We start from the raw sequence: 24,809 nt of genomic DNA on the forward strand, positions 1-24,809 counted from the left end.
ATCGTCATGATTTTTCGGCAACATTAACAGCAACAGCTCAAAGCAATCATTCATCTCAGCAAGGAGTTTCAATGAACCGACTCAAGAAGGTCGGCCTGATTATCGCAGGCTGCTACCTTGCCATATGGAGTTTAACTTGGTTGGTGTCTCCTGCCGTGACACGTCTGGTGCTGTCTGACTTGTTAAAGCCGCACAAGATTGAATTGGACAGCAATAGTGAAGTGCGACTTAACCTGCTCAGTTCTTGTGTCACCATTGACGATTTGATTTGGCGTAAAGATCAACAGTTAGCCTTTGAACTCGATGAATTGGAGGCATGCTACAGCTTACACCGCTTGGTATTTAGCGAAGCACGGGTCAAGCGCTTGACGTTGACCGGCTTAACCACTGATGTATTGCTCAAAGACGGTACCTTTTCCATTGCTGGTGTTGAACTAGGCGCTTCAGCTAAGCAGGCTCAAGATAATGAATCGGTGGATAGCCAAACGCCGCCCACTGCGCCCGAGCCTGGCCCACAAGGGCGCCGCTTTGCGCTGGCGGTGGCCGCTCCTGAAGTGATACTGAATGACATCAAAGTGAACCTGCAGCATCGTGATCAAGCCCATGATGTTCATATTGAACAGCTGCAAATAGTCCGCAGTCGCTATGAAGAAGAAGTGCTGCAAAGCGAACTTGATGTACTGCTAACACTCAACCAAGCCAAATTTGAGTTTGGCGCAGCGGTGGTTTACGAGCCGTTGCAATCAACAGGTACCTTCACCATTCAGTTAGCTGATTTCGATCCGGCACCTTATCAGTATTTGTTGCCCGCAAGTGTGGGGCAGTTGTCTGGCCTACTTGATGTTGATTTAAACTTGGATGTCACCCGCAAAGGCGACATTTTTGAGATTACCAGCGACAGCAGCGCGTTGGCGCTGCGACAAGCGGGGTACTCGGACAGCAATATCAAGGCTGGATTAGAAGGGTTGCAGTTGCAGCTCAATGACCTGTCGACCACCTTGTCGATTGATGCCGCAACAGAGCTGCAAGTGGATACCAGCTTCGATCTTAATTTAAGCGGCATTAAAGCCGACTTGCCCGATGGTTCGGGCGAGCTCCTGGCGCTGAGTGAACTAGAACTGCAGCAAAATAAATTGGCTCTGGTTGGTGAAAAAGTCTTTGTTGAGATACCTGAATTGGCATTAACGAAGTTTCAAGCGTCGACTCGGCACATTGATCCGCAAAACCAACTTGCCCCTTTGTTGCAGCTCGAATCACTGACCGTATCAGGTACCCAGCTTACCGAATCGGCAGTAGCTATCCAGCAGGTGTTAGTTGGTGAGATCTTGGTTCAAGCCTCTCGAGATGAGCAAGGCGAGCTGATTTCGTTAGTGCTTCCGCAGCAAGCCGAAGCGACAACGCCTGACGACGGAGCTCCGCAAAGCGGCTCTGCTGAATCGGAGCCCGTTGTAGCCGAAGTAGGCCAAGCCTTTGCCTTTGAACTGGGCAAGCTTATGCTGGCGGCTCCGGCGCAGATTCAATTCAACGATGCTAGTGTGAAGCCAGCTTTGGCTAAAACCATCATCATTGAACAATTGGATGTCACTGAGGTGAATAATGCTCAACCGCAGCAAAAAACTGACGTGCAACTGAAACTCAAGGATGAAGGCTACTTTAACTACCAACTGAGTGCTCAGGTTGCGCCATTTGCTGACAAACTGGATCTAGTGTTCGACTCCAAAGCGACCGAGTTTCCGTTGTATCAGATCTCGCCATATGTTCGTTCGGCTTTGGGCTTTGATATGTTGGCGGGGCAATTAGATGTCGCGGCAGCGGGCGCCATTGAACAAAACATGCTCGACACTGAACTGGTCGCGATGTTGCGGGGGGCTCAATTTGATTCAGGCTCAGGCGATGCCAATCAAGACGAGTCAAGCTCGATTGGATCGGCGGTGTCGTTGGATATGGCGTTGGGGATGCTGCAAGATGACGATGGCAATATTGAGCTGACGATTCCGGTGACTGGCGATATCGCCGCTCCCGATTTTGGCATGCAGTATGTGTTTGGCTTGGTGGTACAGCGAGCCATTATGAGTCAGGCCGAGAACTTCTTACTGTTTGCCTTTGCGCCATACGCCCATGTGATTAAGGTGGGCATGGTCGCAGGCTCAATGGCATTGGAGGTGAGCTTTGAAGACTTACCCTATGCGCCACAGCAAATTCAGCCCGCCGAGCCGCAAGCCAGCTTTATCGATCAGTTCCATGCGCTAATGACGGAAAAACAGTCGCTACAGGTTAAAATCTGCGGCGTTGCCGCCGGCAGCGAGCTTGGCCTGACTGACGCTAGCGAACTTTCCGAGGCACAACGCAAACAACTACTAGAGTTAGCCGAACAACGCGCAGCTGCATTTAAAAAAGTAGTGGTTGAAAAAGGTGTTGAATCGTCGCGCTTGCTACTGTGTGTACCAAGCTATGAGCTCAAGGCCGATGCTAAACCAAGGCTAAAGTTATCGGTTTAGAGTAACAGTGAGATTCAGGGCTACGACTCGTTTATCGGTGCTGATCGATCAGAATCGGATTACCATCCGGGTCGTGGATCATAATACTGCCCGGACCTGAATCTTGGTCGATACCTTTGACCGTTAGGCTGACTGAAAGCGAACCTAACTGCATGTCAAACAAAATCTTTTGCCAGCAGCGCCAAACAAGCCAACGCCAGAATGCCACTCAAAGACTTCCAGAAAAACACTGGATCACGCTCGATCAGTGGCGCGGCTTCATGGCGGTCAAGCAATTGGGGATTAGGCTTATTCAAATCTTCCAAGAACTCAGAAAAAGAGTCGGGGCGGTTGTCGGCTACCGGAGAACAAGCGCGCTCCAGCGCTAGGTCGATCCAGTTGGGTAAATCGGAGCGCACGGTCCGCATAGGGCGATAGCGCCAAACGCTAATGTCATCAGGGATTTGATAGCGGCTAGCGCCGGTTTTGTAAGGTAATTGGCCCGCCAGCATTTCATACATAACGACTGCTATGGAAAACAAATCGGCTTTGAAAGTCGCTGTTTGATTAAGCAAATACTCTGGCGCAATGTAATCTGCCGATCCTTGTGGTGTGGCATTCTTCTCATGGCCAAAGTGTTCTTCTAGGCCGGCAGCTTGCACCGTACCAAAATCGATGAGTTTCACGTGGCCGTGAATGTCGATAATGATGTTTTCTGGCTTGATGTCACGATGAATCATATCGTTACGCTGCAACGCTCGCAGTGCTTTGACGGTTTCGCGAATGATGTCGCGCACTTGGTTGAGTGATGGTCGCGGGTTATCGACCATCCATTGTCGTAAGTTTTGCCCCGGTAAATATTCACACAGATGATAGGCAAACTTGCTGCCTTCCGGCCGGGCATGCATCCGCATAATGTTTGAATGACTCAGCGATTTGCCGATCCACTCTTCTTTGATAAAACCCTCGAGATAACTTAAATCGTCATCAAAGTGAGCCGATGGTGCTTTCAACGCAAACTGTTCACCGGAGCCATCTTCGACCACATACACATGACTTCGGGTGCCGCTAAACAAAACGTGGCGTATGGTCAGGCCATCGATTTTTTGCCCCGGCTCCATTACTGGCGGAATCGCAAGCTCCATGGCCAGTTTTTTGGCTTCACTTAGGCCTGCTTCGGGTAGGTCATCAACGCGGACTAATAGGGCTGAAATATTGTCATCGGAGCCTGACTGTAGCGCATGTTGACACAAGGTTTCGCTCAGTTGCTCCAAATCGCAGTGACGGGCATTGGATAGTTGATCAGAGAGGTATTGATTGGAAATGTGATGATATAACCCATCGGTTGCCAGTAGATAGACATCGCCCTCTTGCATCTCAAACTGCTTGGTATCCAACTCCAAGTGGGAATCGATACCCAGTGCCCGAGAGAGGGATTCTGAGCCGCCAAAAGGCGCTAGATGATCACGAGTCAGACAACGAATCTTACCCTCTCGTAGTCTCAATAACCGGCTGTCTCCAACATGGAAAAACCAAGCTTGGCGGCCCTTGCCAACGAATGCGGTAAAGGTGCAAACATATGCCTGAGAGCGCTCGTTGCGTTGGTTATGACTGAAAAACCAATGATTGAGCGGAGAGATAACAGAGGCAGCTGATTTGGCGACGCTCCATGCTGATTTAGTGGCATAGTAGTCTTGAATAAACTGGGTTACAGCGGTTTGTGCTGCCACTTGCGATTGCTCACTCACGCTGACGCCATCGGCAATTGCTGCCACCACGCCTTTGCGATTGACTAAGTGCGCAGGTGGGACTTTGGCGGCGAATGCATCTTGGTTGATGGCTTTGTTCCCCGCGCACGAGTAGCCACCAAGGGTCAGTTTCATTTGTTTCATCAGCGTATCGAACAAAAGCGGGCCGCAGCCCGCAAATTTTAAAGTTATTATTAATGTAGGGTATTCAAGATATTAAGTGCTCTCCAGCACTTTTTGTTTTAGTTCACTTGAATTAGTTCGACAGTGCCGTCTTCGCGCACTTCTGCCATGTGGCCTTCAGGCTCTTCCATCAACAGCAAGCAGATGAAACCAAGTACTGCGGTCGCAGCAATCACCAAGAAGAAGGTGGATGCGTCAACCATGCTGAAAATAGTCAGGTAAGTTACGGCACCAACGTTACCGTAAGCACCTGTCATACCGGCAATTTGGCCTGTGAGGCGACGTTTAATCAACGGCACTACCGCAAACACTGCGCCTTCACCGGCTTGTACGAAGAAAGAACAAGCCATGGCACACGCTACAGCAACCCAGATTGGCCACGTGGCGTCAATTAAGCTCATGGCAAAGTAACCCACTGCCAAACCAGCGGTTAGAATCAACAAGGTTTTCTTACGTCCGAACTTATCGGAAATCAGGCCGCCACCAGGGCGAGACATCAGGTTCATGAAGGCATACGCCGATGCAACTAAACCTGCGATTACTGGATCCAAGCCAAAGGTGTCAGCAAAGAACAGTGGCAACATTGAAACCACTGCTAGTTCTGAGCCGAAGGTTGCAAAGTACAGTACATTCAATACTGCGACTTGCTTGAACTTGTATTGGTGCATTGGCTCCACAGGCTTAACAAAGATTTCTCTATTAACGCTGTAGGCTTTGTATGAGTCGTAGAAGAATAGCGCCGTGAGGGCAATGTAGATCGCGTAGGCGGCTTCCATACTCACCAGTGATACGCCGTTCGGAGACAGCTTCCACGTCAATAAGGCAAGAGCAAAATACATCGGCAGCTTCATCACAATCATGAACCAGAAGTCGCCTTTGCTGGTTACTTCCATGCCACCAATTTTCTTCGGGCGGAAGTAGGTTGAGCCTTTGGGCGTATCTGACACAGTGTTGTAGTAGACGAAGCCCCAGATGATGCTCAACACACCTGTAGTGGCAACCGCATAGCGCCAGCCCTCATCACCGCCATACCAAAGGGCGATAAGTGGCAACAACATTGAACCCGCAGCAGAGCCGAAGTTACCCCAACCACCGTAAACACCTTCTGCTGTGCCTAGTTCGTTGTGAGGAAACCACTCAGAGACCATACGAATACCAATCACGAAGCCTGCACCGATGAAGCCGAGCAGCAAGCGCGATAGCGCCGCCATCTCAAAGCTTTCGGCGAAAGCAAACATGAAACAAGGTATTGAGCAGAGCACTAGTAGCGCTGAGTAGGTTTTGCGAGGGCCGAAGGCATCGGTCAACATGCCAATGATGATCCGAGCCGGAATCGTCAGGGCAACGTTGAGGATCAACAGGGTTTTCACCTGAGCGCCAGTCAAACCAAGGCTGTCACCAATGGCTTTGAGTAGTGGCGCATGGTTAAACCAGACGAAAAAGGTGATAAAAAAGGCGATCCAACTCATGTGAAGGATCTTCATCTTTCCTGTCAATGAAAACAGGTTGAATTTAGTTGTATTGTCCATAGCAGGGCCCTGTAACTAATTGTCTTCCATTCGTTTTAATTAAAGTGTTGAGGTGCGCCTTAGTGTTTTTTTATGCCGCGCACCTTGTGATTTGGCAATAACTTATGCCGCGATCTCGACCTGACCATCACTGACCCGAACCGGGTAAGTGGCGATGGTGATTGAATCATCATCGAGGCAGACGCCGTTATCGAGGCGGAACCGTTGCTTCAGTAGTGGTGAAGCAACATAAAGTGCGCCATCCACTTCACCAATAAGCCCGCGTGATAACACACTGGCTTTGCCGAATGGGCAAATGTTGGAGATGGCAAATAAGTCGCCGCTGCCAGCGACTTTGAAAATAGCGACGTGGTCGTCGCCAACCTTGGCGCAGATGCCGGTGTCAGGAACCAGCACTGATTCGTCGCAAACTGAAATCCAAGAATCACTCATTGTTAATACTCCTAATTTGCGCTGCTGTTAGTCGACTAATTCAATGCTAGGGATAGCTTGCTCACCACCCGTAAGACCGCGCTTTTCTGCTTCGGTAGCAGGGCGACGCTGGCCGCGCTCCTCGACATAAGCCAAGTTGTTATCCGCATCTTCTGAATTGATGAAATGGGCGAAACGCTTGAGGCGCTCTGGGCTCTCGATGGTTTTCTTCCACTCACATTCGTAAGTGTCGATGACGCGCAACATGTCTTCTTCCAAGCTGTCGCAAATCCCCAACTTGTCGTTGATGATGACGTCTTTGAGGTATTCCAAACCGCCTTCGAGGTTTTCCATCCACACAGAGGTACGCTGGAGGCGATCAGCAGTGTGGTTGTAGAACATGTAGAAACGGTCGATGTATTTGATTAGGGTTTCGTCATCCAAGTCGGTGGCGAACAGATCGGCGTGGCGAGGACGCATACCGCCGTTACCACAAAGGTAGAGGTTCCAGCCCTTATCCGTAGCGATCACGCCGACATCTTTCGATTGTGCTTCGGCACATTCGCGAGTACAGCCGGATACTGCCATTTTGACTTTATGTGGTGTCCGCATGCCCTTGTAGCGCATCTCCAGCAGAATCGCCATGGAGACTGAGTCGAGCATGCCGTAACGACACCAAGTGCTACCAACACAAGACTTCACGGTACGTAGCGATTTACCGTAGGCGTGGCCGGTTTCAAAGCCAGCATCGACTAAGCGTTTCCAGATAGCAGGTAGTTCATGCAGTTGAGCGCCAAACATATCGATACGTTGGCCGCCGGTGAGTTTGGTGTATAGATTGTAATCGCGAGCAATTTCGCCAATCACGATTAAGCCTTCTGGGGTGACTTCACCGCCCGCCATTCGTGGAACAACTGAGTAGGTGCCGTCTTTTTGCATGTTGCCCAAGAACACGTCATTAGTGTCTTGCAGTGGCAAGTGCTCATCTTTCAGAACGTATTCGTTCCATTGCGTGGCTAGCATGGAGGCAACGGCAGGCTTACAGATTTCACAGCCGTGGCCTTGGCCGTGATCTTTCAGCAAGTCTTGGAAGTTGGTGTATTTCTTCGAGCGGATAATGTCGAACAATTCCTGACGGCTGTAATCAAAGTGACCGCAGATGTTGTTGTTGACTTCAACCCCCATTTTTTCCAGTTCACAATTCAGGACTTGGCCAACCATGGCGGCACAGCCACCACAACCAGTACCGGCACCGGTACAGGCTTTCAAGTCAGCAACGGTTTGATTACCGGCATGAATCGACTCGATTAAGTCACCTTTGGTAACGTCAAGACAAGAACAAATCTGAGCCGCATCAGGCAGTGCTTCGACTCCCATGCCGCCGCCGGCTTCACCATCTGTCACCGGTAGAATTAAGCTTTCTGGATTTTCTGGCAGGTCCATGCCGGTCAGCATAATTGGCAGCAAGGTACCGTATTCACTGGTGTCGCCCACCATCACTGCGCCGAGCAATTTCTTGTTGTCGGCAGAGACAATCAAACGTTTGTAAACCTGCTCGGCACCATTGCTGTAGACATAGCTGAGGCTGCCTGGGGTATTGCCGTGAGCATCGCCGATACTGCCTACCTCAACGCCCAGTAGTTTCAGCTTGGTGCTCATATCAGCACCTTCAAATGATTCGTCGCCACCGGTTAAATGAGACACGGCGACTTTCGCCATGCTGTAACCAGGAGCGACCAGACCAAAGATCCGGTTATTCCAGAGAGCACACTCACCTATTGCATAGATGTCCGGATCTGAGGTCTGGCATTCGTTGTTAATGACGATACCGCCACGCTCACCAATGGTGAGATCAAACTGGCGCGCCAATTCATCTTGCGGGCGGATACCTGCTGAAAACAGAATCATGTCTGTTTCTAGGTGGGTACCGTCTGCAAATTCCATGCGGTAACGGCAACCTTCGCCGTCAACAATGTTTTGCGTTGCTTTACCGGTGTGCACTTGCACACCCAATTCTTCAATTTTGGTTCGCAGTAATGAGCCGCCAGCTTCGTCGAGTTGCACCGCCATTAGGCGCGGTGCAAATTCGACCACATGAACTTCAAGACCGAGGTTTTTCAGCGCATTGGCTGCTTCTAAGCCAAGCAGACCGCCACCGACAACAACGCCAACACGGCTTTGTTTCGCTGATGCGGTCATTGCTTCGAGATCTTCAATGGTGCGATAGACCAAACAGTGCGGTTGGTCGTTACCAGGGATTGGCGGCACAAAAGGATATGAGCCGGTTGCTAGTACCAGCTTGTCATAGGATTCAACCGTGCCTTTTTCTGTGGTGATGGTCTTCGCTGCTTTATCAATACCAGTGACTTTATCATTGAGGAGATAGCGAACGCCGCGCTCATCATAGTATTGCGGGGTTGTCATCGCTAAGTCATCGGCAGTACTACCAGAGAAATAAGCACTCAACTGCACGCGGTCGTAGGCTAAGCGTGGTTCTTCAGAAAAGGTCACAATATCGAACTGCTCGCCCTGCGGATCGCTTACTAAGGTATCGATGAATTTGTGGCCGACCATGCCGTTTCCGACAACGACGATCTTTTGCTTGCTCATAGTTTGGCCTCTTACGTCTGTATTTTGTTGTTTTGTGTGCGATGAATGTCAGGTTTAAATGGAAGACTCACGACTGCCTGTCGGACGATAAGAAGTCGCAAGTGAAGTTGGTTACGTCGTTGGAACCGGCGGGTACTGAAATGGTGATTTTCAGTACGATTCGCACACACTTGTTATGGTTTAAGCAAAACAGGTGCCAAACTAGGGTTGTTGTTAATGTTGTCTAAAAAATACTTTTATTTCAGTTTATTGAGAAGCTATGCACTTAATTGGTGAAGGTGGGCTGTGGTGGCAATACAGATTTGTTTGGTGCAAATGTTCACTTGTGGTGCATTGTGATGGTGAGTTGCCTTTGCACCTTGATGGAGCATGACGGTCTGAACAGGTTTTGACAGCAAAAAGCCGCGGTAAACCGCGGCTTTGTTGATTTTGTTTGTAACTTTGTTGCTTACAGGCTAGCCAACTCTTGAATTTCAACGTGGCCTTGTTGCAGCGAACGAATGAAGTTAGCAGTGTTGTGAGCGCCATTCTCCGCCGCGAAAGTGCCAATGTCTTCACCGTTACAGACAACATTTTCGGCAACGTCTTTCAGGCTTAAGCGGTAGCTTTTAACAATTTGCTTAAAGCTCATAGTTTTGTTGCTCAAGCTGCTATAGCACACATCTTGTAGTGCTTTTTCAACAACAGGATCCATAGCAGCTTTAGTTGGCGCAGAAAGTAGCAATGTGAAAGAAGTGACCAAGCCAACCAGAGTAGTGATAGTTAATTTTTTCATCGCCTTTTCCTCAATATTGTTAGTTGTTCCACTGTATGGCGAGTCCCCAATTGCCTGGCCATCAGTGTTGCAAATGTGGTGAAGCTCTATGTTTTTCGCTTCGGATTAATTTGATGGGGTAACTATATGGTTTTTTCGAAACCTTTAAAATATATAAAAACTAATGTTAAATATTAGTTTTGGATCTGGTGAATTCAAAAATACAAATAAAAACAGTTTCTTGATAATTTTTCGGTTAGGTTTTTTGTTAGAAATACTTGTTGTTTTTGCTGTTTTTTAGTATGAAAAAAATTAATCAAAAAAACTAATTTTTAGTGTTCTGAATAAATTAGGCTCAAGACTGCATATCAATGCACATATGGCGACTTTGGTGACAATTTAGTCATTTGGGAAAATTATGTGCTGATTGGTAGGGTATTGAAATTATGTTGATTATTGTTGGCTTTGGTTGGCTAACAAAAAACAGTCATCGCCGCTCCTGCGCATCCTTGCGCCCGCGGCATACCGTTCGTCCTGAACATAAAAAAGGCCAGCGAATGCTGGCCTTATCGGTCTGCGAGTCAGAGTCGTACTAGACGCCCATGAAATCGAGCATGCCTTCTGCGGCGCCTCGGCCCTCGGCAATTGCTGTAACCACCAAGTCAGAGCCACGAACCATATCGCCGCCGGCAAATACTTTGTCATTGCTGGTTTGATACGGGAAAGTCTGTGATGACTCGGCGACCACCCGATCCCATTTGTCGAGGCTAATGCCAAAATCGGCAAACCATGGCGCAGGGCTTGGCTGAAAGCCAAACGCCACCAGTACAGCATCTGCATCTAAAACGTGCTCAGAGCCCTCAATTGGCTCTGGACGACGGCGACCGTTGGCATCCGGTTGACCCAGTTGAGTTTTGATCATTTTGACACCGGCAACAGAACCGTCGTCGTGGGTGACAATTTCCAATGGTTGCAAATTGAACATGAACTCAACACCCTCTTCACGGGCATTCTGTACCTCTCGGCGAGAGCCTGGCATGTTTTCTTCGTCGCGGCGGTACGCACAGATTACTTGCTCTGCGCCCTGACGAACCGATGTTCTGACACAATCCATAGCGGTATCACCACCACCGAGCACGACAACTTTCTTACCTGCCATATCGATGTAATCGCCTTCCGCTTGCTCGTAGCCCATGACCTTGTTGGTGTTTTCAACGAGGAATGGCAGCGCATCGTATACGCCTTGGGCATCCTCGCCAGGGAAACCACCTTTCATGTACTTGTAGGTGCCCATGCCAAGGAACACTGCATCGTAGTCATCAATTAGCGTCTGGAATGGCACATCTTTGCCAACTTCTGTGTTGAGGCGGAACTCGATGCCCATGCCTTCGAAGATTTCACGGCGCAAGGTCATGACTGACTTTTCGAGTTTGAATGACGGAATACCAAAGGTAAGCAAACCGCCTATCTCAGGGTACTTGTCGAATACCACTGCTTGCACACCGTTGCGGGCAAGAATATCGGCACAAGCAAGACCCGCAGGACCAGCGCCAATAACGGCAACTTTTTTATCTGTCTTGACCACGTTAGATAGGTCGGGACGCCAGCCTTGCTCAAAGGCTTTGTCGGTGATGTATTTTTCAACATTACCAATGGTTACCGCGCCGAACTGATCATTTAGAGTACAAGCCCCTTCGCACAGACGATCTTGTGGACAAACGCGACCACATACTTCAGGCAAGCTGTTGGTCTGGTGCGCTAATTCTGCGGCTTCGACAATACGCCCTTCTTTGGCTAACTTGAGCCAGTTGGGAATGTAGTTGTGAACCGGACATTTCCACTCACAATAAGGGTTACCACAGTCAAGGCAACGGTCAGCTTGTTCATCGACTCGCTGTTGAGTGAACGGTTCGTAAATTTCTACAAAATCCACTTTGCGGACGTCGATGTCTTTCTTGTTTGGGTCAACTCGATTGACGTCGAGAAATTGAAAGTTATTACTCATTTCAAAACTCCATCCACTTAGCGCTATTGCGCAACAACGCGTAATTCAGGGGTTTGCTGGGCGCTGGTATTCAATAGTGATTCCAGTGCCGCTTCTTTCGGTTTTACCAACTTAAATTTGGCCAGCTCCGTCGCGTAGTCGGCTAAGATAGCCGCCGCACGGTCGGAGCCAGTCAGCTCTAAGTGCTGCTCAAGCGTTTCTTTCAAATGCTGGTGGTGGATAGTCAGCTCGCTCATGTCGACCAGTTCAACCAATTCAGGGTTGAGGCGCTCGTCGAAGCGACCGTCTTCATCATAGATGTAAGCGAAACCGCCCGTCATGCCTGCGCCAAAGTTGACTCCAGTCTTACCAAGAATGGTCACGACACCGCCGGTCATGTACTCACAACCGTTATCGCCAACACCCTCAATCACGGCGATGGCGCCGGAGTTACGAACGCCAAAACGTTCACCGCCGCGGCCAGCAGCATATAACTTACCGCCGGTTGCGCCGTATAAGCAGGTGTTACCGACGATGGCCGATTCAGCACCACTAAACTCGCTGCCTTTGTGTGGCGCGATAACCAGTTTACCGCCGGTCATCCCTTTACCAACGTAGTCATTGGCATCGCCGGTTAGGAACATCTCTACGCCGCCCGCATTCCAGACCCCGAAGCTTTGTCCGGCAGTACCCGTCAGGTTAATGCGGATTGGGTCAGCTGCCATGCCTTGGTTACCCCAATGCTTGGCCACTTCGCCGCTGAGGCGGGCACCTACCGAACGGTCGGTATTGCGCACAGAATAGCTAAACTCGCCGCCGGTTTTGGTGGTGACCGCATCAAAAGCATCGGTCACCATTTGTTGGTTCAATTCGGCCTTGTCGTAAGGCGCATTGACGTGCTGCCAGTAGACTTCTTTGCCTTCTGGCGATACTGGTGCTTCAAGCACGTCGCTCAAATCGAGCTTGCTTTGCTTGGCAGTTTGGCCATCGAGTGCTTCAAGTAAGTCGGTGCGACCAATTAAATCTGTTAGCTTGGCAACGCCCAATGAAGCCATGATTTCGCGAACTTCCTCGGCAATAAACTTAAAGTAGTTCATTACCATTTCGGGTAGACCAATGAAGTGCTCATCACGCAGTTTTTGGTTTTGGGTTGCTACACCGGTAGCACAGTTGTTGAGGTGACAAATGCGCAGATATTTACAACCTAAGGCGACCATTGGACCGGTGCCAAAGCCAAAGCTCTCGGCACCTAGAATGGCACCTTTCACCACATCAAGGCCGGTCTTCAAGCCGCCGTCTACTTGCAAGCGGATCTTGTCACGCAGACCGTTCTCAACCAGAGCTTGTTGGGTTTCAACCAAGCCAAGCTCCCATGGTGAACCTGCGTATTTCACTGAGGTTAACGGGCTGGCACCTGTGCCGCCATCATAACCCGATACGGTGACCAGGTCGGCGTAGGCTTTGGCAACACCCGTGGCAATAGTGCCGACACCTGGCTCAGATACCAGTTTGACCGATACCAGTGCTTCTGGGTTGACCTGCTTTAGATCGAAGATCAGCTGAGCCAGATCTTCAATCGAGTAAATATCATGGTGCGGTGGCGGTGAAATCAGCGTCACGCCCGGTACAGAGAAGCGCAGCTTAGCGATGCTCTGACTGACTTTCTTACCCGGTAGCTGGCCACCTTCACCCGGCTTAGCGCCTTGCGCCACTTTAATCTGCAGTACTTTGGCATTGACCAAATAATGCGGCGTGACACCAAAACGACCAGAGGCTACCTGCTTAATGTTTGACACCCGCTCGGAGTTAAAGCGTGCCGGATCTTCACCACCTTCACCTGAGTTGGAGTTGCCCCCTAAACGGTTCATGGCGATGGCCAACGCTTCGTGCGCTTCTGGGCTCAATGCGCCAATCGACATGGCGGCAGTATCAAAGCGAGGGTAAAGCTCTGAAGCTGGCTCTACATCGTCAATAGAGATCGGTTTTATGCCGTCTTTTAGCTTCAACAAATCACGCAGTGACGATACCGGGCGCTCATTGACCAATGCGGCAAATTCGTCGTAGTGCTGACGTTCTCCCGTGGTCACTGCTTTTTGTAAGGTGCTAACAACATCTGGGTTATAGGCGTGATATTCACCATCGTGGACGTACTTCAACAAGCCGCCTTGGCCAAGCTTCTTGCGTGGGATCCAAGCGACGCGAGCGAGGTTCACCAAGTCTTGTTGGAAGTCGTCGAAATTCGAACCCTGAATACGGCTAGAAACGCCCTTAAAGCAGAGCTCTACCACGTCATCATGGATGCCGACTGCTTCAAACAGCTGCGAGCAGCGGTAGCTAGCAATGGTGCTAATGCCCATTTTTGACATGATTTTGTAAAGGCCTTTATTGATACCTTTACGGAAGTTAACCAGCGCCTGATGTTTAGCCACGGATAGCACGCCTTTCTCAGCGCGCTCAGCCAGTGTTTCGTATGCTAAGTACGGATAAACGGCAGTGGCACCGAAGCCTAGCAGCACAGCAAAGTGATGTGGATCGCGTGCGGTGCCGGTTTCGACCACAATATTGGTGTCACAGCGCAGGCTTTCATCGACTAAACGACGTTGCACTGCACCTGTTGCCATGGCCGCTGGAATTGGCAGTTGGCCTTTCTCGACATAACGGTCTGACAGAATAACCATCACGGTTCCGGCGCGCGCATGTTGCTCGGTTTCGTCGCAAACCCGCTCAATCGCTTGTTTTAAGTCTTCTTTTGCTGGATCAAAATTGAGGTTAACAATTTCATGGCTGTAATCGGCTTGATCCAGTTGCTTTAACTGCAACAAATCGCTGTACAGCAATACCGGTGATTCGAACAGCACACGGTTAGCATGGCCTAAGGTTTCGTTGAAGACGTTTTGCTCCGAGCCGATACAGGTTGCCAATGACATCACGTGATTCTCACGCAATGGGTCAATTGGCGGGTTGGTGACCTGAGCAAATTTCTGACGGAAGTAGTCAAACACACTGCGGCTTTTCGACGACAGCACGGCCATTGGCGTGTCGTCACCCATGGAGCCCACTGCCTCTTGGCCTTCTTCGCCAAGTACGCTGACAACCTGTTCGATTTCCTCGTTACTATATCCGAATAGTTTTTGGTGAACCGCCAAATCGCCATCATCGAGGCTACGACGATCCATTTCTTCGTCGTCAAAGTATTCAGGTGGCTGCAGACGTTTGACACTTTTGTCGAGCCAAGCGCGATAAGGCATCCGGCTTTTGAGGTCTTCATCAATTTCGTAGCTGCGCCATAGCTTGCCGGTTTGGGTATCGATAACCAGCAACTCGCCTGGGCCAACACGGCCTTTTTCAACCACTTCGTCAGGTTCGTAATCCCAGATCCCGACTTCTGACGCTAGGGTAATAAAGCCATTTTTAGTAATCACGTAACGGGCAGGGCGTAAGCCGTTGCGGTCAAGGTTACAGGCCGCATGACGACCATTGCTCATGACGATACCTGCAGGGCCATCCCAAGGTTCCATGTGCATGGAGTTAAAGTCGTAGAAGGCTTTCAGATCATCATCCATATTGGGATGAGCCTGCCAAGCAGGTGGCACTAATAAGCGCATGGCGCGGAATAAGTCCATGCCACCTGATAAGAACAATTCCAGCATGTTATCGAGGCTGGATGAGTCCGAACCGGATTCGTTAACGAATGGCGCAGCATCTTGCAGATCGGAAATGAGCGGCGACTTGAATTTGTAGCTCCGCGCCCGCGCCCATTGGCGGTTACCTTCAATGGTGTTGATTTCACCGTTGTGAGCAAGATAGCGGAATGGTTGTGCCAACGGCCAGCGTGGCGAGGTGTTGGTGGAGAAACGCTGGTGGAACAAACAGATTGAGCTTTGTAAACGCAGATCGGCCAAGTCCAAGTAAAAGTTAGGCAGATCGACTGGCATCATCAAGCCTTTATAGACAGTTACCAGATTCGACATGCTGCAAACGTAAAACTGGTCATCGTCGGCTAAACGTTTTTCAATACGGCGGCGGGCCATGTAGAGACGACGCTCCACATCTTCTTTGCGCCAGCCGGGGTTGGCATTGATAAACACTTGCTCAATGGCAGGTAAGGTCGACAGGGCAATTTCACCGAGAATGTCGACATCGGTTGGCACTTCGCGCCAGCCTGCTACTTCGAAGGTTTCTCGTTGCAACTCTTCAGCAATGACAGTGCGCGAGTGACTCGCTTTGACTGGATCGGTATTGAGGAACAGCATACCAATGCCGAAGCGGCGGCTTAGATTCCAGCCTTTTTCTTCAGCAACGGCTTTAAAGAAAGTTTCCGGTTTGGCCATTAGCAGGCCACAACCATCACCTGTTTTTCCATCTGCTGCAATCGCACCGCGATGCTGCATACGATCCAGCGCAGAAATGGCGGTCCGTACCAAGCGGTGGCTGGGTTGTCCTTCCATTTGGGCGATCAAACCAAAGCCACAGTTGTCTTTGGTTAGCATTGGGTCGTACAGACTCATCTAACTTCTCCTCGCTGGCTAAGCAAGCTTCTATTGTTCTGTTGGACAATTATTGCTCAAGTTGGTTTTATTACGGCTCACGAGCAAAAATAGACCTTGAGGGAACCTGACAAATTAATCTTAAAGTTGAGCTGGGTCAATAAAAATGTGATCAAAAGCACTTGTTGTTGTGAATAGATCAATGAAAAAAATAACTAAATATGCGATTTAGCTACAATATGATGAATAATTATTCGGGGTGGCAATTTTTGTCAAAATTTAGTCGGATATTAGATACAAAAAACGCCCAATGTTTAGCCAACTTACGTTGGTCCCATTGAGCGCTCTATGGAGTATAGGGGAATGTTTAGGCGGCGTAGCCGTTAGCCACACCTTTGACTGTTACCGCCGAAGCGTCATGAGCATGCAAGCTTTCGAGGTGATCAACCCGCAGCCAAAAGTCGGTGGCAGCAGCAAATTGGTTCAAATGATGTTTCAAGCGGCGAGCCGCATCTTCACAAAACATCAGGTTTTGGCCATTCAAACGAGCAAACTCTTGCTCATCTTCTCGTTTTACTGCGGCCTGCACCGGGGTTTTCAATGCATCTTCAATGCAATCGATGAGGCTGCATATTGGTAATTCGCTGGCATCGTCAGTTAGTTTCACTTTGACCTGCGCTAAACTGCGCTGGCTGTGAGGTGTTGCCACGATACCTTGCGTGGTGCCTAGCCATTGGTGCACTGTCTCGGCGTCAACATTGTCTTGGCTGCCAAACTGTTCGCTAAACGCCTGTTGGATAAGCTGCCGAGCCAGAGCTGCGGAGCATGGACAGGTTGACGAATATGGCACTGTGACTTGCAGCTCGATTTCAATACCGGTTTGACTCAGCCGACCTTCGACCGTGATCGGATAAGCTTTCCAGCCTTTTTTGCCGCTAATCAGGCTTGCACGCTGTAAGTGATAGTCGAACGCAAAGTGGACCCGGCCTTGATCACTCAAATCGTCGTGACTTTCAATAAAGTCGGTCAGCAGCTGACGCAGGGTTGCTGTCGTCAATGTCGATTCGTTAGATAATTGCTCCAGCAACAAGTAAAGGCGAGACATATGAATGCCCTTGGCTTTTGGCTGTACCAAATTGACCATGGCTTCAACTTTCGCGGCAACCTGACGCGGTGCTTCTCCATCCGCTTGCACCATCAAAGGTACTTCGATTTGACTCATTCCGACCCAATCTAACGTTCCTTCAAGACTGGCGTTTGTTTGGTGAGCAATGTCAGGCATTACTTTTGGCATTCAAGACTCCACTGAACCTATGTGCGGCTTGCCGCTCTAACGCAAAAAATCTTAATCGATTAAAAAAGGGCACACTTTATATCACGAACTGTGAGCGACTTCATGTGTTTTGCCATGTTAGTCTTGTTTCGGCCTGTTTCCTGACAAGTTCTACCATGCTTGCTTGGGTATACTTTTTGTTTTTCTGTTTCTAGGACAGCTGATGCCATTACTTGCCAATCGGGTGTTGGAATTGACTATGCGGCTGGGGGTCGTTCGCTTCGGCCTGTTGATCGCAGCATTCGAGATTTTGTTTTCCATGCTGGTTACTGTGGTGTTGCGAGGCATAGTAGTTGGCGAATTACACTGGATCGATTACCTGCGGCCGGTGTTATTCGGTCTTATTATTGCGCCCTGGCTGGCGCTATTTTTCACCTACTTGATTAAACAACTGGGCGTGTCTCGAGACAAGTTGGCTCAAGCCCACCGCAAACAACAAGCCTTGAATGCGGAACTAAAACGCAAAGTCGATGAGCTTAATCGAGAGATCGATGAACGCCACAATGCCGAAGCGCAAAAGCAACAAGCGATTCGTTATTTGCAACGTGAGGTGGCGGAACGTCGAGAAACCCAAATCAAATTGCGTGACAACGCGGTGCAGCTTCGCAGTCTCATTGATAGCTCGCCGGATTTGATTTACTACCGTAACACTGAGGGCGTGTATTCCGGTTGTAATGTCGCCTATGAGCAACTGGTCAACATGAAAGAAGCTGACTTGATTGGCCTCAAGCCGGAGGATGTGTACGAAGAGCAAATCGCCGAGCAAGTGCGGATCACTGATGGCAAGGTGCTCGACGACCATGAGTCACTCACCTATGAGCAGTGGATGACTTATCCCGATGGCCACAAAGCGCTGTTCGAATTTCGTAAAGTGCCATTTGCTGATGCCCGAGGAAACCTTCAAGGTTTGTTCGGCTTTGGCCGTGATATCACCGAGCGCAAGCATGCAGCAAATGCGTTGGAGCAAGCGGCAAGAGATAAAACCACCTTTATCTCGACTATTTCCCATGAACTTCGGACACCACTCAACGGTATTGTTGGTTTGAGTCGAATAATGCGCGATTCCGAGCTGTCAGAAGAGCAGCACGACTTTATCAACACCATTTACCTTAGCGCGGTCACTCTGGGGAACATCTTTAATGACATTATTGACCTCGATAAATTGGAGCGTCAGCAGCTAGAAGTCGCCCCAGTACCAATACACTTGCCTGAGTTGATAGCCGACATTCGGGCGTTGGCGACGCTCATGTGTCGGGATAAGAAGCTGACATTCGACTATCAACAGAACGGAGAGTTACCTGCTGTTGTCGAGATTGATGGCACGCGATTGCGACAAGTGCTGTGGAACCTGCTTGGTAATGCCATCAAGTTCACCACTACAGGTCAGGTGGCGTTGGCTATTGATATTCGCCCGGCTAAACATGGCAAAGTCGACGTTGACTTTTCGGTGCTGGATACCGGTGTCGGGATTGCCAGTGAAGAGCTCGATAAGATTTTTGCCATGTACTATCAAGTATCGGATCAAGGCAAGACTAAGGCCGTTGGCACCGGTATTGGCCTGTCGGTATCCCAACGCTTAACTCAAGCCATGGGTGGCGAAATTAAAGTGTCGAGTAAAGTCGGCAAAGGTTCGCGTTTTACCGTTAGTTTGAGTTTGCCTGTGTTGACGGAAGACCAATTGCCGGGAGCTGAAAACATTGAATTACCGGCATTGCATGCGTTGTTGGTTGAAGATATTGAACTCAATGTTGTGGTTGCTCGCTCGGTACTGGAGAACTTGGGCTGTACGGTTGATGTTGCCATGAATGGCACGGATGCGCTGCGAATGGCGCGTGAAGGCGACTATGATGTGTTGTTCTTGGACATTCAGCTGCCGGATATGACAGGTTTTGATATTGCCGAAGAGTTAATGAATGATCCGAACCCTCGCTTGCGTGATACCCCGCGTATTGCACTAACCGCCAATGTCATTCGCGACAAACAAGAATACATCAAGCGTGGTATGCAAGATGCAGTGAGTAAACCGATTGACGTCGGTTTGCTGACCCTAGCATTGGGCAAGGCGTTTGACTGCATTGAAGAGTCTGCGCAACAGGAAGTGAAGGTAGTAGAGCCCGTTGGTCATCAAGAAGAGCAGGTTCTGGAAATCGACTTTGTTACCCAGATGCACGATACCCTTGGCTCCGAGCTGTTTTTAAAGAGCGCGGATATGTTTGCTCAGCTGATGCCGGACTATGTTGAGTCGATGCGCAATCAATTGCTTGCCGGTGACGATAAAGCGGTCGCTGAGGTGGCTCACAAAGTGAAAGGGGCTGCGGGTTCTGTTGGACTGCGACGGGTACAAAAAATTGCTGCCCAAGCTCAAGATCTGGAACATCCGGCATGGAAGCAAAATATTGATGACTGGGTTGAAGGCATGGCGAGCTTTTATAGCAGTGATCTTGATGAGTTGCGGCAGCAACTGCTGGCGATGGATGAATCGTACTAGCGACAATGACAACCACAAAAAAACCACCGACGAAAGCGGTGGTTTTTTGTTATCGCGGCTTTGGTGCCGAAGATATCACTCCAGCTCACCTGTGAAGCGATAGCCTTCACCATGAATGGTTGAAATAATTTCAGCTGACGATGGCTCCGACTCAAAGTGCTTACGAATGCGGCGGATGGTCACGTCAACCGTACGGTCATTGGGGCGCAGCTCTCGGCCGGTCATACGCATTAGCAAATCGCCGCGTGACAAAATTTTGCCTGGATGCTGAATAAACATTTCCAACGCTCGGTATTCACTTCGTGGCAGTTTGTAGGAATCACCATTGGGGGAATTCAAACTGCGGCTGTTGACGTCTAAACGCCAGCCATTAAAGCGGTACTCAGAAACATCATCATCCGACGCGGGTTTGTCATCTGACATTGTTCGGGTCAGCAGATTGCGGGCACGAATTGTCAGCTCACGAGGGTTAAATGGCTTAGTGATGTAATCATCGGCACCGATTTCGAGGCCAAGTATCTTGTCTACTTCATTATCGCGGCCGGTGAGGAAGATCAGGGCAATGTCTTTCTCTTCACGCAGTTCGCGAGCCAGCAACAAACCATTTTTGCCTGGCAGGTTAATGTCCATGATCACCAGATCGACATCTTTGTTCGCCAGCAGTTTTTGGTGCATTTCTTCGCCATCGCTCGCTTCTTCCACTTGGTAGCCTTCTGCTTCAAACAAGTGGCGCAACGTTGTGCGAGTAACGGTTTCGTCTTCTACGATGAGAATGCTTGGAGTTTCCATATTGATACCTAGCTTATTGTATTCGTGTGGAGCCTTATGCGGCAAATCTGTCATCTTTGAGTCATGGAGATCGGCAAAGGTTCCGTAACTAGAGTTGTGAGTGGTGCTGATCCTAAAGTGGATTTAACACATGCCTCGTTGATTTTATTCAAGATTAGTCGAGTTATGTTGTCTTGCATGGGGAAATGTTAAAAAAACTCTCGCAAGCTGTTGGATGACTGTTGTTATTGCAGCCAAAGTGGACATGTAACGTTACAAGTTAAAATGTCGAATGATCGAAAAAAAATTAAAAAAATCTGGATGATGATGTGAAAACAACGTGGCAACTTTACTCTGATACTGTGTTTTGGGTTCTGCAAACACTGCCGGAACACGTTAGTGGTTTTATTGTTACGGCACACAACCCGCTAGGTCGGCTTTGTGAGCCTGCAGCCAATCGGCTGGCTGATAACTTGTTGTTAGCCGAACTCGAACAACGGCAACATCGCTTTCGACGCATCATTGGCTGTTCGCCTGACTTGACTCATCAAGAAGCTGGTTGGTTTGTGTTTGCCGACCTGAATGAAGGAATCAGGCTAGCTAAATGTTTTGAGCAGAATGCGGTTTACTGGGTCGAGCAGGGCGAGTTGAGTTTACATCCTTGTTTGCTGACCCAGCACCAGAACACAGCACTGGGTCAATTGAGTCACCGCCTGTGGCTGGCAACGTAAAGGCCTTAGGCGAGGAGCTTGTAGTACATCGCTAAGTACTTGTCGGTTGCCTCTTGCCACGAGAAACGGGTCGCCATGGCATTTTGTTGGATGGCGCGGAAATGCTCTGGTTCGTCGCGGTAAAGGTGTTCGGCTTTTTCTAGAGCCCAATACATGCCCTCACCATTCGGATCGATAAAAGTGATGCCGTTCGCATTGCTTTCATTGCCTGAGGTATAGCCGACAACCGTATCTTTCAGACCGCCGACTTCCCTTGCAATTGGCAGCGAGCCATAGGCTAGGCTGAACATTTGAGTGAGCCCACAAGGTTCAAAAATTGACGGCATCAGGAAGAAATCAGCACCAGCTTGAGCTTGATGGCTCAAAGCGTCACTATAACCAACGAACAGTCCCATTCGTTCTGGATGTTTGTCGGCTAGATGTTGAAGGGCATCGGTAATACCTTGTTCGCCACTGCCGACAATTGCCACTTGTGCTTCAGAGCTTTCCAAAAAGCGCTCCAGCGCGGGCACCAACAAACTGAAGCCTTTTTGATCAGTAAATCGGCTGACCATGGCAAACAATGGCGTCTCTGCTTCTTCCGGGAGGCCCATTTGACGCTGTAAATCGGCTTTACATGCTGCTTTACCGGTAAGATCGGAAGCGCTGTACGGTGCCGTAAGGTAAGGGTCGGTTTCACTGTTCCATTCGCCATAGTCGCAACCATTAAGAATACCGGTTAGGGCATCTTCTCGGCGCTGGAAAATGTGCGACATGTAATGACCGCCGAGTGGCGACAGTAGCTCTTTGGCATACGATGGGCTGACCGCATTAATGGCATCAGCATAGAGTACGCCGCACTTAAGAAAGTTAATAATGTTGTAGCTGTCGTACATACCTTCTTCAGTGAAGTGAGAAAAGGTATGAGCAAAATGTATGGTGTTGAGATCGAAATTGCCTTGGTAAGCACCGTTGTGAATGGTCAACACCGACCGAGTGTTGGCGAAAAACAAGTTGTCTTTGAGCACCGACTTGAGAAAGAAGGGAGCCAATGCGGTGTGCCAATCGTTGCAATGCAAGATGTCCGGCTGAAAATTAAGCATTTGCGCGGCTTGCATCGCCGCAAGTGAGAAAAATGCAAAGCGCTCACCGTTATCACCATAGGCATGATGACCGTCGTCATATGGTCTATCGCGATCAAAGTAGCCGGGGAAATCAATTGCGTAAACAGGTACGCCAAACGGCGACAGTTCGTGGACGTGGTAGACGTAGTGGGTCGAGCCCAGCTGCATGGTCATTTGCACAGGCGCTTCTTGGCCTGGATGCAGCATTGCTTTCACTTGCGGATAGCAAGGAATCATTATCGCGACATCGACATCTTTGTTTTGCAGCTCAATTGGTAACACTCGAGCTACATCGGCAAGGCCGCCAGTTTTAATTAATCCATCTACTTCACTTGCCAGAAACAGTACGCGCATTGCTGCCTCACTACGAAATACGTTAACTCTGCTTTAATTCCACTTCCATCCATTCAATGCAAGCGGGCTGGTTAACATGAGGGTTACGAGCTGCTAGCACCAAAGAAACATCGCCGAGCTTAACAGGATCTGCTTTGATATACGACAAACTTGCTGGTTTCAGATCGCCGACTAGTGGTTTTGAAGGCCTTTTCAAGCAAATCGGGATACTGCAAAAAGCGATTCGCAACCAACACTAACTGACCGGTTGCGGACAGCAGCCTAGGTGCTTTGGCAATTAGGTTTTCAGTGACGTGGTAGTGGGTTTTAACGCCTTGGTGAAAAGGCGGGTTGGTGACAATCGCGCTGAGCTGTTGCTGGCTGATGTCTTCGACACCGGTGACCGGATAAACCGTCGCAGTTAGTTGATTGGCAGCCAGCGTCCGTTGTGTTGCCAACAACGCAAAGGCATTAACATCGACGGAGTAAACTTGGCGCTGTCTATTTTGACTGGCAAGGATGGCGGATACGACACCACAGCCGCAGCCAAAATCGACAGTTTTGGTACCGAGATCATCGGGCAGATCAGCAATCAATAGCTCGGTACCGGCGTCAAGGTGTTCAGCACTAAACACACCGGGTAAGGTCACCAGTTCAATGGTTTGATCGCGCCATTCGATGGTAAAGCGCTTTTCATAGCTTGTTAGTGGCTTGCTAGTCGGTTTGTGTTGCAAGGACGCAACCGGTAGGGCGTAGAGGCTGCAATGTCTTGCCGCATCGAGTTTATTACTGCGCATGCCAATTTTTTTGGCGACCGATGCTGCGCTCTTGATGCCTTCTTTGTTACCCCCTACACAATAAATTACCGAGCTATCATGACAGCATTGCAATAGCTGCTCGAGCAACAAAGTCGCGAGCGGTTTCTCTTTTGGCCAATAAAGGATAACGGCATCAAACTGGCCCCATTGCTCGGGAACCTCTGTGCCATAGTGGCATTGGTTGGCGGGTAGCTGTTGGCTGTGCTGCTGATGGAAGCCGAAGTGGTAGCTGAAACTGTAGCTTGTGGCGCCCACTGATTGCAGTGCTGAGGCCAACTGATCGCCAGGATTATTAACCAACAGGCATTTGAGATCTTGAAAAACAGAAAGATTGCGCTCCAGCACTTGGCTGGCATCGACAAGAGAAAAGGACATGAAAACGCTCCGGCTAAGACCGGAGCGGATTGTAGCAGATTAGGCCGCTTGTCGTCTTTGCGCCTTTAGTTGCTCACGCCACTGACGTTTCAATTGTTCTTTGATGTATTCGGGACGGGCGGCCTTAAAGTAGCGGATGTCATCATCAGTCAATTCATTGACAGGTAGCCGAAGATTGTTGCTGGTAATAAATTGACGGGCACTGCTCGCGATAGCGTAACGCTGTAGTCCTTCTTGCAGGATTTCATTACTTTCAATGGCTTGTAAAATATGGGCATTGGTTAAGCGTTGAACGGCTTCCTGCTCTGTTGGCAAAATCAATGACGATTTACGCTGTAGAAAGAACTCCCGCAGAATGGCTCGTTCTTCATTATCAAACGCTAACGCTTTGGCTCGGGCAAGAGCTTGACTGTGATTCCAATGCCAGCGCTCGCTCACGGCCTCCCAAATCAATGAGATCGCTTGAACGGCGAAATAACTCAGAACACCCAAATAGACCAGTGACACGCCTGCGCCATAACTGTTCATAACGCCCGCGAGGTTGAGCTTGACCAACATAGGTTCGGGAATAAACAACAAGATTGCACTAATGACAAAGGCAACTAACAGTGCTCGGTGGATGCTTCCACGGCTAATCGAAGACTCGTAACTCAAAGCTTTCATGGGACATTCGCCAT

At 49.4% G+C, this 24,809-nt stretch carries 16 protein-coding genes; 3 read left to right on the forward strand and 13 right to left on the reverse strand.

Going from position 1 to position 24,809, the window contains the following annotated elements:
- The first annotated feature begins 71 nt into the window (after window positions 1-71).
- Window positions 72-2,498, forward strand: a complete 2,427-nt coding sequence (locus CBE68_RS16630) for a DUF748 domain-containing protein (RefSeq protein ID WP_087507230.1) — start codon at window positions 72-74, stop codon at window positions 2,496-2,498.
- A gap of 31 nt (window positions 2,499-2,529) precedes the next feature.
- Here the strand turns inward: CBE68_RS16630 and CBE68_RS19030 are convergent, their stop codons facing one another.
- From CBE68_RS19030 to folE2, 9 genes are all read right to left on the reverse strand, one after another.
- Window positions 2,530-2,652: a hypothetical protein gene (locus CBE68_RS19030; RefSeq protein ID WP_268234491.1), complete on the reverse strand. Its 123-nt coding sequence runs from the start codon at window positions 2,650-2,652 to the stop codon at window positions 2,530-2,532.
- A 1-nt stretch (window position 2,653) separates the two neighbouring features.
- Complete coding sequence (locus CBE68_RS16635; protein ID WP_229744789.1) at window positions 2,654-4,360, reverse strand: bifunctional protein-serine/threonine kinase/phosphatase; 1,707 nt, start codon at window positions 4,358-4,360, stop codon at window positions 2,654-2,656.
- Between the two features lie 107 nt (window positions 4,361-4,467).
- Complete coding sequence (locus CBE68_RS16640) at window positions 4,468-5,937, reverse strand: NarK family nitrate/nitrite MFS transporter (protein ID WP_087507231.1); 1,470 nt, start codon at window positions 5,935-5,937, stop codon at window positions 4,468-4,470.
- 102 nt (window positions 5,938-6,039) lie between these two features.
- Window positions 6,040-6,369, reverse strand: a complete 330-nt coding sequence (gene nirD, locus CBE68_RS16645) for a nitrite reductase small subunit NirD (RefSeq protein WP_087507232.1) — start codon at window positions 6,367-6,369, stop codon at window positions 6,040-6,042.
- A 27-nt stretch (window positions 6,370-6,396) separates the two neighbouring features.
- Window positions 6,397-8,958, reverse strand: coding sequence for a nitrite reductase large subunit NirB (nirB, locus tag CBE68_RS16650; RefSeq protein WP_087507233.1), 2,562 nt, complete (start codon window positions 8,956-8,958; stop codon window positions 6,397-6,399).
- 448 nt (window positions 8,959-9,406) lie between these two features.
- Window positions 9,407-9,733, reverse strand: a complete 327-nt coding sequence (locus CBE68_RS16660; RefSeq protein ID WP_087507235.1) for a DUF3718 domain-containing protein — start codon at window positions 9,731-9,733, stop codon at window positions 9,407-9,409.
- 571 nt (window positions 9,734-10,304) lie between these two features.
- Window positions 10,305-11,717 (reverse strand): FAD-dependent oxidoreductase, encoded by a 1,413-nt coding sequence (locus CBE68_RS16665; protein ID WP_087507236.1) that lies wholly within the window; start codon window positions 11,715-11,717, stop codon window positions 10,305-10,307.
- A 23-nt stretch (window positions 11,718-11,740) separates the two neighbouring features.
- Window positions 11,741-16,204, reverse strand: coding sequence for a glutamate synthase large subunit (gene gltB, locus CBE68_RS16670; RefSeq protein WP_087507237.1), 4,464 nt, complete (start codon window positions 16,202-16,204; stop codon window positions 11,741-11,743).
- Window positions 16,205-16,550: 346 nt separating this feature from the next.
- The gene (gene folE2 / locus CBE68_RS16675) at window positions 16,551-17,477 is read right to left on the reverse strand and encodes a GTP cyclohydrolase FolE2 (RefSeq protein ID WP_087507238.1); all 927 of its coding nucleotides are present in this window, start codon (window positions 17,475-17,477) and stop codon (window positions 16,551-16,553) included.
- A 202-nt stretch (window positions 17,478-17,679) separates the two neighbouring features.
- Between folE2 and arcB the strand changes: the two genes are divergently transcribed.
- A complete protein-coding gene (arcB, locus tag CBE68_RS16680) occupies window positions 17,680-20,004 on the forward strand; it encodes an aerobic respiration two-component sensor histidine kinase ArcB (protein WP_087507239.1) in 2,325 nt (774 codons plus the stop codon).
- A 75-nt stretch (window positions 20,005-20,079) separates the two neighbouring features.
- On the opposite strand, the gene arcA is transcribed toward arcB, so the two are convergent.
- Window positions 20,080-20,793 (reverse strand): two-component system response regulator ArcA, encoded by a 714-nt coding sequence (gene arcA / locus CBE68_RS16685; protein ID WP_087507255.1) that lies wholly within the window; start codon window positions 20,791-20,793, stop codon window positions 20,080-20,082.
- A 308-nt stretch (window positions 20,794-21,101) separates the two neighbouring features.
- On the opposite strand from arcA, the gene CBE68_RS16690 reads away from it, so the two are divergent.
- The gene (locus tag CBE68_RS16690; RefSeq protein ID WP_158100648.1) at window positions 21,102-21,503 is read left to right on the forward strand and encodes a DUF3293 domain-containing protein; all 402 of its coding nucleotides are present in this window, start codon (window positions 21,102-21,104) and stop codon (window positions 21,501-21,503) included.
- A 5-nt stretch (window positions 21,504-21,508) separates the two neighbouring features.
- Here CBE68_RS16690 and glgA read toward each other — a convergent pair whose 3' ends face one another.
- The 3 genes from glgA to CBE68_RS16705 form a co-directional block, all read right to left on the reverse strand.
- Window positions 21,509-22,960: a glycogen synthase GlgA gene (glgA, locus tag CBE68_RS16695; protein WP_229744790.1), complete on the reverse strand. Its 1,452-nt coding sequence runs from the start codon at window positions 22,958-22,960 to the stop codon at window positions 21,509-21,511.
- A 119-nt stretch (window positions 22,961-23,079) separates the two neighbouring features.
- Entirely contained in the window at window positions 23,080-24,132 is a 1,053-nt protein-coding gene (locus CBE68_RS16700; protein ID WP_087507241.1) for a methyltransferase, read from the reverse strand.
- Window positions 24,133-24,171: 39 nt separating this feature from the next.
- Window positions 24,172-24,795, reverse strand: coding sequence for a super-infection exclusion protein B (locus tag CBE68_RS16705; RefSeq protein WP_087507242.1), 624 nt, complete (start codon window positions 24,793-24,795; stop codon window positions 24,172-24,174).
- Window positions 24,796-24,809: the final 14 nt, after the last annotated feature.

The sequence above is a fragment of the Neiella marina genome, from assembly GCF_002165625.1.
Classification (GTDB): Bacteria; Pseudomonadota; Gammaproteobacteria; order Enterobacterales; family Neiellaceae; genus Neiella; species Neiella marina.